Source organism: Enterobacter sp. CFEC122 (assembly GCF_052983755.1).
On the sequence record NZ_JBRIQR010000012.1, the window covers coordinates 112,861 to 125,300 of the forward strand.

12 protein-coding genes and 5 tRNA genes are annotated in these 12,440 nt (G+C 57.1%); 3 read left to right on the plus strand and 14 right to left on the minus strand.

Features of this window, described 5'->3' with window-relative positions:
* Nucleotides 1–83: 83 nt before the first annotated feature.
* From ACVCAM_RS10820 to mltB, 14 genes are all read right to left on the minus strand, one after another.
* Nucleotides 84–160, minus strand: a tRNA-Arg gene (locus tag ACVCAM_RS10820).
* Nucleotides 161–188: 28 nt separating this feature from the next.
* Nucleotides 189–265 (minus strand) — tRNA-Arg (locus ACVCAM_RS10825).
* 29 nt (nt 266–294) lie between these two features.
* Nucleotides 295–371: transfer RNA gene (locus ACVCAM_RS10830), tRNA-Arg, on the minus strand.
* A 64-nt stretch (nt 372–435) separates the two neighbouring features.
* Nucleotides 436–512, minus strand: a tRNA-Arg gene (locus ACVCAM_RS10835).
* Nucleotides 513–516: 4 nt separating this feature from the next.
* Nucleotides 517–609 (minus strand) — tRNA-Ser (locus ACVCAM_RS10840).
* Nucleotides 610–951: 342 nt separating this feature from the next.
* The gene (gene csrA / locus ACVCAM_RS10845) at nt 952–1,137 is read right to left on the minus strand and encodes a carbon storage regulator CsrA (RefSeq protein WP_000906486.1); all 186 of its coding nucleotides are present in this window, start codon (nt 1,135–1,137) and stop codon (nt 952–954) included.
* A 241-nt stretch (nt 1,138–1,378) separates the two neighbouring features.
* Nucleotides 1,379–4,006: an alanine--tRNA ligase gene (gene alaS, locus ACVCAM_RS10850; protein WP_227880432.1), complete on the minus strand. Its 2,628-nt coding sequence runs from the start codon at nt 4,004–4,006 to the stop codon at nt 1,379–1,381.
* 131 nt (nt 4,007–4,137) lie between these two features.
* On the minus strand, nt 4,138–4,638 hold the full coding sequence (gene recX / locus ACVCAM_RS10855; protein WP_447093593.1) for a recombination regulator RecX: 501 nt from the start codon (nt 4,636–4,638) through the stop codon (nt 4,138–4,140).
* 68 nt (nt 4,639–4,706) lie between these two features.
* Nucleotides 4,707–5,765, minus strand: a complete 1,059-nt coding sequence (gene recA, locus ACVCAM_RS10860) for a recombinase RecA (protein WP_008499546.1) — start codon at nt 5,763–5,765, stop codon at nt 4,707–4,709.
* An 89-nt stretch (nt 5,766–5,854) separates the two neighbouring features.
* On the minus strand, nt 5,855–6,352 hold the full coding sequence (gene pncC / locus ACVCAM_RS10865) for a nicotinamide-nucleotide amidase (RefSeq protein ID WP_008499547.1): 498 nt from the start codon (nt 6,350–6,352) through the stop codon (nt 5,855–5,857).
* 130 nt (nt 6,353–6,482) lie between these two features.
* Entirely contained in the window at nt 6,483–7,367 is an 885-nt protein-coding gene (locus ACVCAM_RS10870) for a metal ABC transporter substrate-binding protein (protein ID WP_128301404.1), read from the minus strand.
* Between the two features lie 14 nt (nt 7,368–7,381).
* Entirely contained in the window at nt 7,382–8,242 is an 861-nt protein-coding gene (locus ACVCAM_RS10875; RefSeq protein WP_021241951.1) for a metal ABC transporter permease, read from the minus strand.
* Nucleotides 8,239–8,892, minus strand: coding sequence for a metal ABC transporter ATP-binding protein (locus tag ACVCAM_RS10880; RefSeq protein ID WP_128301403.1), 654 nt, complete (start codon nt 8,890–8,892; stop codon nt 8,239–8,241). Before ACVCAM_RS10880 ends, ACVCAM_RS10875 begins: the two co-directional genes overlap by 4 nt.
* A 300-nt stretch (nt 8,893–9,192) precedes the next feature.
* Nucleotides 9,193–10,293, minus strand: coding sequence for a lytic murein transglycosylase B (gene mltB, locus ACVCAM_RS10885; protein ID WP_008499552.1), 1,101 nt, complete (start codon nt 10,291–10,293; stop codon nt 9,193–9,195).
* A 251-nt stretch (nt 10,294–10,544) separates the two neighbouring features.
* On the opposite strand from mltB, the gene srlA reads away from it, so the two are divergent.
* From srlA to srlB, 3 genes are read left to right on the plus strand one after another with little or no spacing between them, the layout of a single operon-like run.
* On the plus strand, nt 10,545–11,108 hold the full coding sequence (gene srlA / locus ACVCAM_RS10890; RefSeq protein ID WP_003862164.1) for a PTS glucitol/sorbitol transporter subunit IIC: 564 nt from the start codon (nt 10,545–10,547) through the stop codon (nt 11,106–11,108).
* Nucleotides 11,105–12,064, plus strand: coding sequence for a PTS glucitol/sorbitol transporter subunit IIB (gene srlE / locus ACVCAM_RS10895; RefSeq protein WP_008499553.1), 960 nt, complete (start codon nt 11,105–11,107; stop codon nt 12,062–12,064). The genes srlA and srlE overlap by 4 nt, the downstream gene beginning before the upstream one ends.
* 12 nt (nt 12,065–12,076) lie before the next feature.
* Complete coding sequence (gene srlB / locus ACVCAM_RS10900; protein WP_008499554.1) at nt 12,077–12,439, plus strand: PTS glucitol/sorbitol transporter subunit IIA; 363 nt, start codon at nt 12,077–12,079, stop codon at nt 12,437–12,439.
* Nucleotide 12,440: the final 1 nt, after the last annotated feature.

Consider the following 12,440-nt stretch of genomic DNA (forward strand, 5'->3'; position numbering starts at 1 on the left):
TTATCGTAAATGGTGGTTTTTGTCGCTGACAGAGAGTGTGATTGCTGACGGAACGTCGAAGGAATAAACAAAGAAGGAGAAGATGGTGCATCCGGGAGGATTCGAACCTCCGACCGCTCGGTTCGTAGCCGAGTACTCTATCCAGCTGAGCTACGGATGCATCAGGGAACTACTTTCAGAAATAATAATGGTGCATCCGGGAGGATTCGAACCTCCGACCGCTCGGTTCGTAGCCGAGTACTCTATCCAGCTGAGCTACGGATGCATCAGGGTACTGCTTTCAGAAATAGTAAATGGTGCATCCGGGAGGATTCGAACCTCCGACCGCTCGGTTCGTAGCCGAGTACTCTATCCAGCTGAGCTACGGATGCATCGGGATTTACTACTGTACTGCTCGATATTCATATCACTTCTAAAGCAATATGAAGTAATAGATGGTGCATCCGGGAGGATTCGAACCTCCGACCGCTCGGTTCGTAGCCGAGTACTCTATCCAGCTGAGCTACGGATGCAAAATGGCGGTGAGGCGGGGATTCGAACCCCGGATGCAGCTTTTGACCGCATACTCCCTTAGCAGGGGAGCGCCTTCAGCCTCTCGGCCACCTCACCACACAACGCCTCTTTCGAGTGCTTCGAGCTACTCGTTAAGAGCTTCTCGTCGCTGCGTGGCGCATATATTACTTTCTGGGACTTATAAGTCAAACAATTTTCCAAAAGCTTTTATCGTTTGCACAAATCACACGCAATTCGCATGTAAAAGCCGCAAAGAGGGTGTTTTATAAGCGGATTTTGCAGGCATCTTCGCAGAAAACTGATGCGGAAAGAACGGTGTTGGGACGAGATAAGGGTAGCGGAGTGGTCAAAAAGAGAGCGATTGAAATTAAACGGTAACTTTGAGCAGGAAAAATAGCGGGAGGGTTGCGTCTCGCCCGACAGCGAGACGCGACAATATCAGTAACTGGACTGCTGGGATTTTTCAGCCTGGATACGCTGGTAGATCTCTTCACGGTGGACAGATACTTCTTTAGGAGCGTTAACACCAATACGTACCTGGTTACCCTTTACCCCTAAAACTGTCACGGTGACCTCATCCCCAATCATGAGGGTCTCACCAACTCGACGAGTCAGAATCAGCATTCTTTGCTCCTTGAAAGATTAAAAGAGTCGGGTCTCTTGTATCCCGGCATTATCCATCATATAACGCCAAAAAGTAAGCGATGACAAACACGTAAAGTGTAAGCAGTCACGGCATCACATTCTGTTAAACGTAAGTTTAGCCGATATACACAAACTCAACCTGACTTTATCGTTATCGATAGCACAGTGAACAAGACGCCATAACGTTACCGCTATGGCGTCTGCTTGTGCTTTGTAGTTATTACAGTTTCGCGCTTACCCAGCTTTCAACGCTGGCTAATGCCGCAGGAAGTGCCGCCGCATCCGTACCACCGGCTTGCGCCATGTCCGGACGACCGCCACCCTTGCCGCCCACCTGCTGAGCGACCATACCAATCAGTTCCCCTGCTTTTACGCGGTCAGTCACATCCTTAGAGACGCCCGCAATCAGAGAAACCTTACCTTCTGCTACTGTCGCCAGCACGATAACGGTAGAACCGAGCTGGTTCTTGAGATCGTCGACCATAGTACGCAGCATCTTAGGCTCAACGCCCGCCAGATCGCTGACAAGCAGTTTGACGCCCTTAATGTCTACAGCCTTGCTGGAGAGGTTTGCACTCTCCTGCGCCGCAGCCTGCTCTTTCAGCTGCTGCAGCTCTTTTTCCAGCTGACGCGTGCGTTCCAGCGCAACGCGCACTTTCTCGCCCAGGTTCTGGCTATCGCCTTTCAGCAGTTGCGCGATGTCGTGCAGCTGATCGCTCTGCGCATGCAGGCTGGCTACCGCACCTTCACCGGTCACCGCTTCAATACGACGCACGCCTGCCGCCGTACCCGACTCGGAAACGATGCGGAACAGGCCGATGTCACCGGTGCGCGAGGCGTGTGTACCGCCGCACAGTTCGGTAGAGAAGTCGCCCATGCTCAACACGCGAACACGTTCGTCGTATTTCTCGCCAAACAGCGCCATCGCACCTTTTTTCTTCGCGTCCTCGAGATCCATGATGTGGGTCTCGATTGGCAGGTTACGACGGATCTGCGCGTTCACCAGATCTTCCACCGCGCGGATTTCAGACGGCTTCATCGCTTCAAAATGCGAGAAGTCGAAGCGCAGCACTTTATCGTTAACCAGAGAACCTTTCTGTGCAACGTGGGTACCGAGTACGTCGCGCAGGGCAGCGTGCATCAGGTGGGTTGCAGAGTGGTTCAGACGAATGCGCGCGCGGCGAGCTTCATCAACGTTAGCCCGGACGCCCTCGCCCACTTTCAGAGAACCGGAAACCAGTTTGCCCTGGTGGCCAATTGCCTGACCGTATTTCTGGGTGTCGGTCACGCTGAAGCTGAAACCATTGCCCTTCAGTTCGCCTTTATCGCCAACCTGGCCGCCGGATTCGGCGTAGAACGGCGTTTTGTCCAGAATGACTACGGCTTCCTGACCTGCGCTGATGCTGTCCACGGCTTTGCCGTCAACAAATAGGGCGGTCACTTTGCCGGTCAGTTCCAGCGCCTCATAGCCTTTGAATTCAGACGCACTATCAACGCGGATCATCGCGTTGTAGTCTGCACCGAAACCGCTGGACTCGCGCGCACGACGGCGCTGCTCTTCCATCGCGGCTTCGAAGCCCGCTTCGTCAACTTTGATGTTACGCTCGCGGCAAACGTCCGCAGTCAGGTCAACCGGGAAGCCGTAGGTGTCGTACAGGCGGAAAGCGGTTTCGCCGTCCAGGGTATCGCCCTTAAGCTTCGCCAGCTCTTCGTCCAGCAGCGCCAGACCGCGCTCCAGCGTACGGGCAAACTGCTCTTCTTCGGTTTTCAAAACCTGCTCAACCTGCGCCTGCTGGCGTTTCAGCTCGTCACCCGCTGACCCCATCACGCCAATCAGTGGCCCAACGAGTTTATAGAAGAAGGTGTCCTTCGCGCCCAGCATGTTGCCGTGACGAATAGCACGACGAATGATACGACGCAGCACGTAGCCACGGTTTTCATTCGACGGGATAACGCCGTCGGCAATCAGGAACGCGCAGGAACGAATGTGGTCTGCGATAACGCGCAGCGATTTGTTGTTCAGATCGGTCGCGCCGGTGACTTCGGCAACGGCTTTGATCAGGGTGCTGAACAAGTCAATCTCATAGTTGGAGTTAACGTGCTGCAGTACCGCGGCAATACGCTCCAGACCCATACCGGTATCAACGGAAGGCTTCGGCAGCGGCTCCATGGTACCGTCGGCCTGACGGTTGAACTGCATGAAGACGATATTCCAGATCTCAATGTAGCGATCGCCGTCTTCTTCCGGGCTGCCTGGAGGGCCACCCCAGATGTGGTCGCCGTGATCGTAGAAGATCTCGGTGCACGGACCGCAAGGACCGGTGTCACCCATCTGCCAGAAGTTGTCAGACGCGTATGGCGCGCCTTTGTTATCACCGATGCGAATGATACGCTCGCGCGGGATACCGACCTCTTTTTCCCAGATTTCGTAGGCTTCGTCATCGGTTTCATAGACGGTAACCCACAGACGCTCTTTCGGCAGGTTGAACCAGTTTTCACCGGTCAGCAGTTCCCACGCGTATTGAATGGCATCGTGTTTGAAGTAGTCGCCGAAGCTGAAGTTACCCAGCATTTCGAAGAAGGTGTGGTGACGCGCGGTGTAACCGACGTTTTCCAGGTCGTTGTGTTTACCGCCCGCACGCACGCAACGCTGTGAGGTTGTGGCGCGGGAATAATTACGCTTGTCGAGACCAAGGAACACATCCTTGAACTGGTTCATCCCGGCGTTGGTAAACAGCAGAGTCGGATCGTTGTTCGGTACCAGGGAGCTGCTGGCAACAACCTGGTGTCCCTTACTATGGAAAAAATCGAGAAACGCCTGACGGATCTCAGCGGTGCTCTTGCTCATAATTATCCTGAAATCAAGCTAACGAAATGTCGTAGCCAGCCTGTATCGGTAAACCGTTGGACAGACCAGCTACTGGAAAAAGTGGGAATAAGATAAGTTTTCTTTAGTGGGAAGTAAAATCCCGCATGCGTTCAATCGGCAAAATTACGCCAGATATCCTGAATATCTTCCATCAGGAAGCCGCGGTAGAGCAAAAAGCGCTGGATTTTGACTTTTTCTGAAAATTCACGCGGCAGCGGTTCGCCGTACTTGCGAATCGCCTGCTCTTTTGCCAGCTCGCACCATTCAATGTCGCACTCGCGCATCGCTTTTTCGATGGACTCCCGGGCCACCCCTTTCTGGTTCAGCTCCTGCCGGATGCGCGCAGGGCCGTAGCCCTTGCGGCCGCGGCTGGCGAGAAAGCGGGAAGCAAAGCGATCGTCGTCCAGGTAATGATGCTCATAGCACCAGGCCACCACGCGGTCGTAGTCTTCCGCCGTGGCATCAATCTCTTCCGGCCCGTTTTTACTCATCACCGGAGCCGACAGCTTCCGCCGCAGCTCCTGCTCACTGTGGTCACGCACGGCCAGGATGCGCACCGCACGATCCAGCAAGCGCGCGTAGGCGGGTCGGCGTGATGTCGGTTCACTCATAAAAAACCTGTAGAATCAGAAATGCAAAAAGGGCCGCATCAGCAGCCCTTCATCTTTACACGAGAGACTTAAAAGTCTTCGTTGGTTTCTTCAGCATCCGCAGCATCGACTACGAAATCAGGTTTGGAGTCCTGGTTGTTCAGCAGAAGCTCGCGCACCTTCTTCTCAATCTCTTTCGCCGCAGCCGGGTTCTCTTTCAGCCAGGAGATAGCATTCGCTTTACCCTGACCAATCTTGTCACCGTTGTAGCTGTACCAGGCGCCCGCTTTTTCAATCAGCTTCTCTTTCACGCCCAGGTCAACCAGTTCACCGTAGAAGTTGATCCCTTCACCGTAGAGGATCTGGAACTCAGCCTGTTTGAACGGTGCAGCGATTTTGTTCTTCACCACCTTCACGCGGGTTTCGCTACCGACGACGTTTTCACCCTCTTTCACCGCACCGATACGGCGGATATCCAGACGGACAGACGCGTAGAATTTCAGGGCGTTACCACCGGTTGTGGTTTCCGGGTTACCGAACATCACACCAATTTTCATACGGATCTGGTTGATGAAGATCAGCAGCGTGTTGGACTGCTTCAGGTTACCGGCCAGCTTACGCATCGCCTGGCTCATCATACGTGCCGCGAGGCCCATGTGAGAGTCGCCGATTTCACCTTCGATTTCCGCTTTTGGCGTCAGTGCGGCAACGGAGTCAACAACGATAACGTCAACCGCACCGGAGCGCGCCAGCGCGTCACAAATTTCCAGCGCCTGCTCACCGGTGTCCGGCTGAGAACAGAGCAGGTTGTCGATGTCCACGCCCAGCTTACGCGCATAAACAGGATCCAGCGCGTGCTCGGCATCGATGAACGCACAGGTTTTACCTTCGCGCTGTGCCGCAGCAATCACCTGCAGCGTCAGGGTAGTTTTACCGGAGGATTCTGGCCCGTAGATCTCTACGATACGGCCCATTGGCAGGCCGCCCGCGCCCAGCGCGATATCCAGAGAAAGCGAACCGGTGGAGATCGTTTCCACATCCATGGTACGGTCTTCACCCAGGCGCATGATGGAGCCTTTACCGAATTGCTTTTCGATCTGGCCCAGTGCTGCCGCCAACGCTTTCTGTTTGTTTTCGTCGATAGCCATTATTACTCCTGTCATGCCGGGAGAAGCGACTGTGCTTCACCGTGGATTTCTGTTCTGTTGGTGCAATTATACTGTATGGTCATACAGTATCAAGTGTTTTGTAGAAATTGTTGCCAGAGCGTTTTTAACGCATATTCCGTTGCCTGACGGCGCACGCTTTCGCGATCGCCGCTGAAGCACTCCCGGCGGGTGATCCCTTCCCCTTTAGACGTGGCAAACCCAAACCAGACGGTGCCAACAGGCTTCACGTCGCTGCCGCCGTCCGGCCCCGCGATGCCGCTAATGGAAATCGCGTAATCTGCCCGCGCCGCCTTGAGCGCGCCAATGGCCATTTCAATGACCACCGGTTCACTGACCGCGCCATGCTGTTCCAGCGTGGCTTCTCGCACGCCAATCATTTGTGCCTTAGCTTCGTTACTGTAGGTCACAAAACCGCGTTCAAACCAGGCGGAACTGCCGGCAATATCGGTAATCACTTTCGCCACCCAGCCGCCGGTGCAGGATTCCGCGGTGGTCATTGTCGCCCCACGCTGCTTAAGCGCCAGGCCAACGATCTCGCTAAGCTGCATCAATTCATGGTCAGTCATTCTCGCTCCAGGCATCAGAAAAACGTGCTGCACAAGATAGCACTTTCTCGTCAGATGTGGGGATACGCTTCAGGTTTTACGAGGGGGCTTCAGAAAAAAGCCGGTGCAAACGCACCGGCCGTGGAAGAGGTTATTTCATGCTGTCGGCGAGCGTATTCACGTTGTGGCGGAACGCCTTGACGTAGGTGTCTGCCACGCCGCCTTTTGCTGACAAGGCCTCCGGGTAAAGTTCTCCCCCTGGCTGCGCGCCCGTCGCCGAGGCAATCTGCTTCACCAGACGCGGATCGAGCTGGTTTTCCATAAACCAGGTTTTTACGCCGTCGGCTTTAATCTGATTGATGATCTCAGCAACCTGCGCCGCGCTGGCCTCGCTCTCTGAAGAGAGTCCTTGAGGTGCCATGAAGGTTACGCCATAAGCGCGGCTGAAATAGCCGAAGGCGTCATGGCTGGTCAGCACCTTGCGCTTCGCCTGCGGGATCTGGCTAAAGCGCGTTTTGGCCCAGCTATCCAGCTGGTTGAGCTGCGTGATATAGGGTTTACCGGAGGCTTCCAGCGCGGCTTTGTCCTGCGGATCGGCTTTCACCAGCCCGTTCAGAATATTTTGTGCATATAACGCCCCGTTCGCCGCGCTGTTCCACGCGTGCGGATCGGTCACGGTCTTTCCATCTTCCTCAAGCGTGTGCGTTTTCACGCCTGTTGAGGCGATGACCAGTTGCCCTTTGAACCCGGAGGCTTTCACCAGGCGGTCAAGCCAGCCCTCCAGCCCCAGACCGTTCACCACCACCACATCGGCCTTGCTCAGCGCCGCGCTGTCCTTCGGCGACGGTTCGAAGGTATGCGGATCGCCGTCCGGCCCCACCAGCGTCGTCACCTTCACATGATCGCCGCCCACCTCCTTGGTGATATCCCCCAGTATCGAGAAGCTGGTGACCACATTCAGCGTTTTCGCCATCACGCCCTGCGACATCATCCCCAGCGCGAGCGCCACTGCCACTACTAGTCCTGTACGTTTCATCGTTTCCCCTTGCGTTAAAAATACGCCCGCAGACTGCCAGCGAGCCTGCTTCGCGTACCCAATAAAATGGAAATAAAGAACAGCGCGCTGGCGGTGAGCACAATGGATGGCCCGGCCGGGAGACTCATCGCCCAGGAGAGGCTCAACCCCAGCCATGCGCAGACAATACCGCTGATGCCCGCCATCAGGAGTAACGCCGGTAGCGTGCGTACCCAGCAGCGTGCCGCCACGGCTGGCAGCATCATCAGCCCGACGGCCATCAGCGTGCCGAGCACCTGAAAACCGGCCACCAGGTTAAGAACCAGCAGCGCCAGAAACAGTCCGTGCAGCAGGCCGGGCAGCCAGCGGGCGTTCACCTGTAGCCAGGCGGTGTCAAACGCTTCGGTAACCAGGCCGCGATAAAACATCGCCAGCACGATAAGAGTGAACATGCACACGCCCGTGACAAACAGCGCGGCGTCGTTGTCCACGGCGAGGATAGAGCCAAACAGTAAATGCAGCAGATCGACATTCGACCCACGAAGCGATACCAGCGTGACCCCCAGCGCCAGTGAGCCAAGATAAAATCCGGCAAAGCTGGCATCTTCCTTAAGCGGCGTGCGTCGGCTGACCAGACCGGCCAGCAGCGCCACGGTAATGCCCGCGACAAAACCGCCGATACTCATTGCCAGCAGCGACAGGCCGCTGAGCAGGTATCCCACGGCGACGCCCGGCAAAATAGCGTGAGAAAGGGCATCGCCCATCAGGCTCATCCGGCGCAGTTGGAGGAATACGCCGAGCGCGGTGGTGCTGATAGAAAGCGCCAGGCAAACCACCAGCGCGCGGCGCATAAAGCCGTACTCGATGAACGGCTGGAAGAATGTGTGCCAGATCATGCCACCCTCACCCGCTCGGTTTTCCACTGAGGCACATCAGCATCCAGCCGCAACGTCTGCGGGAAGTGGCGCGACACGCGCTCGCTGTCGTGCAGTACCGCGAGCAGCGTTTGCCCCTGCATATACATCTCCAGCATTACATCCATCAGCACGTTACAGGTGGCTTCATCGATGCCGGTAAAGGGCTCGTCCAGCATCACCAGCGGCGCCTGCTGTACCAGGACGCGGGCAAACAGCATGCGCTGGAACTGGCCGCCGGAGAGCTCATCAATGGTGGATGATGCCATGGATTCCAGCCCGACCCGCTCAAGCGCGCTGGCAATACGCAACCGCGTTTCGCGACGAAACCCGGAAAGCAGCGAAATGCCCGGCCAGCAGCCCATGCTGACGACATCGCGCACGGTCAGCGGAAACTGCGCCTCCAGCGCGTGACGCTGTGCCAGCCAGCCAATCACCGGGCGCTTCCCCTGCCAGCGAAAACCGCCGCTTACGGGTGGGATAAAACCGGCGAGCGTTTTCAGCAGCGTGGATTTGCCGCAGCCGTTGGCCCCAACAATGGCGGTCATGCTGCCGCGTTCAATGACGCCCGAAAGCGCGCGCATGACGGGCTGGTGGTCGTAACCCGCAACCAGTTCATTCATCACGATCATGGCAATGCCACCGCCCAGCGCACGGCCAGGCCGAGAAAGACGATAAGCACCAGCGCCAGCAAAAGCCGAACCGGCGCAGAAAGAGAGAAAAGGGACGTTGACATCTCGGCACCAATTTAAATGTTATAACATAACAATAATGAAAGGTGATTAGGATGTAAATGGCAGGTTTGAAAAGGGAGTGTGGCGAAATGTTTCTGCAAAACGCCCTCTCCCATGGGAGAGGGCAACAGGCCGCACCGTGCGCGCAGCCATGCCGGGTGGCGGCGTTGCCTTACCCGGCCTACCCGTCGGGGTAACTTACTGACTAAACGGTGACGCCGCCGGCACGCGGGCCTGCGATACCGCCAGCCCCAGCTGCCACACGGCCATCGCATAGTGGGTGCTGTGGTTATAGCGGGTGATGGTGTAGAAGTTCGGCAGCCCGTACCAGTACTGATAGCCCGTTCCGACATCGAGACGCAGCAGACTCGCCTGCTGTGCATTGCCCAGCGGCTGCGTTGGCGTTAGGCCTGCCGCGGACAGCTGCGAAATGCTGTAGTTGGTTTTGAAGCCGTTTTCCAGCCCCGGCGCCTGACCGTTCGCCTGTACCGCCACCTGGCCGCCCGGCACCCAGCCGTGCGCTTTGAAGTAGTTCGCCACGCTGCCGATGGCATCCACCGGATCCCACAGGTTGATATGGCCATCTCCGTTAAAGTCGACGGCATACTGCTTATAGGACGACGGCATAAACTGGCCGTAGCCCATCGCGCCGGCAAACGACCCTTTCAGATCGAGCGGATCGTCCTGCTCGTTGCGCGCCATCAGCAGGAAGGTTTCCAGCTCGGAAGAGAAATACTCCGCGCGGCGCGGGTAGTTAAAGGAGAGCGTCGCCAGCGCATCCAGAATGCGGGTTTTGCCCATCACGCGGCCCCAGCGGGTTTCCACGCCGATAATCCCGACGATAATTTCAGGCGGCACGCCGTACACCTGCCACGCGCGGTTAAGCGCATCTTCATACTGATTCCAGAACGCCACGCCGTTTTGCACGTTGTCCGGGGTAATGAACTGTTTGCGATAGCGCAGCCACGCCCCATTTGGCCCGCTCGGCACCTGGGCCGTCGGCGCCTGTCTGTCCATCAGGCGCAGCACGTAGTCCAGACGCTTGGCCTGAGACAAAATTTCGTGCAGCTGCTGTCTGTCAAAGCCGTGCTTGCTCACCATTTTATCGATGAACTGCTCGGCCGCCGGGTTATTCGCGAAGTCGCCGCCCATCTGCATCATATTGTGCTGCGGCTCCAGCAGGAATCCTCCGGAAGGCGCGCCCGCCGTTTGCTGAACGGCTTCGGTCTTAGGTTTGCTACTACAGGCAGACAGCAGAATAAGCGCAGGCAACAGCGCTGCATAACGACGCTTGAACATGAGACATCCATTTAACGGGTTCGATAAGAACCCAGTATGGTAAAGCATCCGCAACACCTCAAGGAAGCGGTACGCACCTCCCCAACGCAAATCCATGCTTTTTTCCCCCGAAAATCATTCACCACGTCAATTATCTTTCAAAATAATCCATTTTTCTTTCATTGTGAGATCTAACTAACACTTTAAAACCTTTCAAAGTGATTATTATTAGCCACAGATAGACAAAAACAAACGCCCTACAGGAGAGAAGAATGATAGAAACCATCACCCACGGCGCCGAGTGGTTCATCGGGCTGTTTCAGAAAGGCGGGGAAGTGTTCACCGGCATGGTGACCGGGATCCTGCCCCTGCTGATCAGCCTGCTGGTGATCATGAACGCGCTGATTAACTTTATCGGCCAGCAGCGCATTGAGCGCTTCGCCCAGCGCTGCGCCGGAAACCCGCTGTCCCGCTACCTGATACTGCCCTTTATCGGCACCTTCGTGTTCTGCAACCCGATGACCTTAAGCCTCGGCCGCTTTATGCCAGAGAAGTACAAGCCGAGCTATTACGCCGCCGCCTCGTACAGCTGCCACTCCATGAACGGCCTGTTCCCGCACATCAACCCCGGCGAGCTGTTCGTTTATCTCGGGATCGCCAGCGGCCTTACCACGCTTGGCCTGCCGCTCGGCCCGCTGGCGGTGAGCTACCTGCTGGTCGGTCTGGTGACCAACTTCTTCCGCGGCTGGGTGACCGACCTCACCACCGCTATTTTCGAGAAAAAAATGGGCATCCAGCTTGAACAGAAAGTCCATCTTTCAGGAGCAACAGCATGAACCGGATCCGCATTGAGAAAGGCACGGGCGGCTGGGGCGGCCCGCTGGAGTTCGACGCCACCGAAGGCAAAAAGATTGTGTACATCACCGCGGGCACGCGCCCGGCGATCGTCGACACGTTGCGCGATCTGACCGGCTGGGAAGCGGTCGACGGCTTCAAGGAAGGCGAACCGCCGGAAGCGGAAATTGGCGTGGCGGTGATCGACTGCGGCGGCACGCTGCGCTGCGGCATCTATCCGAAGCGCCGCATTCCGACGGTAAATATTCACTCCACCGGGAAATCCGGCCCGCTGGCGCAGTACATCCTCGAAGACATTTATGTCTCAGGCGTGAAGGAAGACAACATCACCCTGGTAAAGGGGACGTCTGCACCGCAAAAAGCGGCCCCGCGCGAGTACGACACCAGTAAGAAAATCACCGAGCAGAGCGACGGCCTGCTGGCGAAGGTCGGGATGGGGATGGGGTCCGCCGTGGCGGTGCTGTTCCAGTCCGGGCGCGACACCATCGACACGGTGCTGAAGACCATTCTGCCGTTTATGGCGTTCGTCTCGGCGCTGATCGGCATCATCATGGCCTCCGGCCTGGGCGACTGGATTGCCCACGGCCTCGCCCCGCTCGCCAGCCACCCGCTCGGGCTGGTCACGCTGGCGCTGATCTGCTCCTTCCCGCTGCTGTCGCCGTTCCTCGGCCCGGGCGCGGTGATTGCTCAGGTTATCGGCGTGCTGATTGGCGTGCAGATTGGTCTGGGGAATATTCCTCCGCACCTCGCCCTGCCCGCCCTGTTTGCCATTAACGCCCAGGCAGCGTGCGACTTTATCCCCGTGGGGCTGTCGCTGGCGGAAGCACGCCAGGACACCGTGCGCGTGGGCGTGCCGTCCGTGCTGGTCAGCCGCTTCCTGACGGGGGCGCCGACGGTGCTGATTGCCTGGTTTGTCTCCGGCTTTATTTATCAATAAGAGGTTCCTGCCATGACCGTGATTTACCAGACCACCATTACCCGCATCGGCCAGAGCGCGGCGGATGCGCTGAGCGACCAGATGCTGATCACCTTTCGCGAAGGGGCGCCTGCGGATATCGAAGAGTTTTGCTTCATCCACTGCCACGGCGAGCTGAACGGTGAGCTAAAGGCCGGGAGCCAGCTGGAGCTGGGCGAGGCGCGCTATGCCGTGACCGCCGTCGGCGACGTCGCTGAACAAAACCTGCGCGAGCTGGGCCACATCACCCTGCGTTTCGACGGCCAGCCGCAGGCGGAGTATCCCGGCACGGTTCACGTAGCGGGCCCGGTTCCGCAGGCTGTCACCCCAGGCTGCACGTTAAAATTTGTTGCGTAAT

Coding starts and splice junctions, on each gene's coding strand:
- csrA (WP_000906486.1), bottom strand. CDS start 1,137: ATGCTGATTCTGACTCGTCGAGTTGGTGAGACCCTCATGATTGGGGAT.
- alaS (WP_227880432.1), bottom strand. CDS start 4,006: ATGAGCAAGAGCACCGCTGAGATCCGTCAGGCGTTTCTCGATTTTTTC.
- recX (WP_447093593.1), bottom strand. CDS start 4,638: ATGAGTGAACCGACATCACGCCGACCCGCCTACGCGCGCTTGCTGGAT.
- recA (WP_008499546.1), bottom strand. CDS start 5,765: ATGGCTATCGACGAAAACAAACAGAAAGCGTTGGCGGCAGCACTGGGC.
- pncC (WP_008499547.1), bottom strand. CDS start 6,352: ATGACTGACCATGAATTGATGCAGCTTAGCGAGATCGTTGGCCTGGCG.
- ACVCAM_RS10870 (WP_128301404.1), bottom strand. CDS start 7,367: ATGAAACGTACAGGACTAGTAGTGGCAGTGGCGCTCGCGCTGGGGATG.
- ACVCAM_RS10875 (WP_021241951.1), bottom strand. CDS start 8,242: ATGATCTGGCACACATTCTTCCAGCCGTTCATCGAGTACGGCTTTATG.
- ACVCAM_RS10880 (WP_128301403.1), bottom strand. CDS start 8,892: ATGATCGTGATGAATGAACTGGTTGCGGGTTACGACCACCAGCCCGTC.
- mltB (WP_008499552.1), bottom strand. CDS start 10,293: ATGTTCAAGCGTCGTTATGCAGCGCTGTTGCCTGCGCTTATTCTGCTG.
- srlA (WP_003862164.1), top strand. CDS start 10,545: ATGATAGAAACCATCACCCACGGCGCCGAGTGGTTCATCGGGCTGTTT.
- srlE (WP_008499553.1), top strand. CDS start 11,105: ATGAACCGGATCCGCATTGAGAAAGGCACGGGCGGCTGGGGCGGCCCG.
- srlB (WP_008499554.1), top strand. CDS start 12,077: ATGACCGTGATTTACCAGACCACCATTACCCGCATCGGCCAGAGCGCG.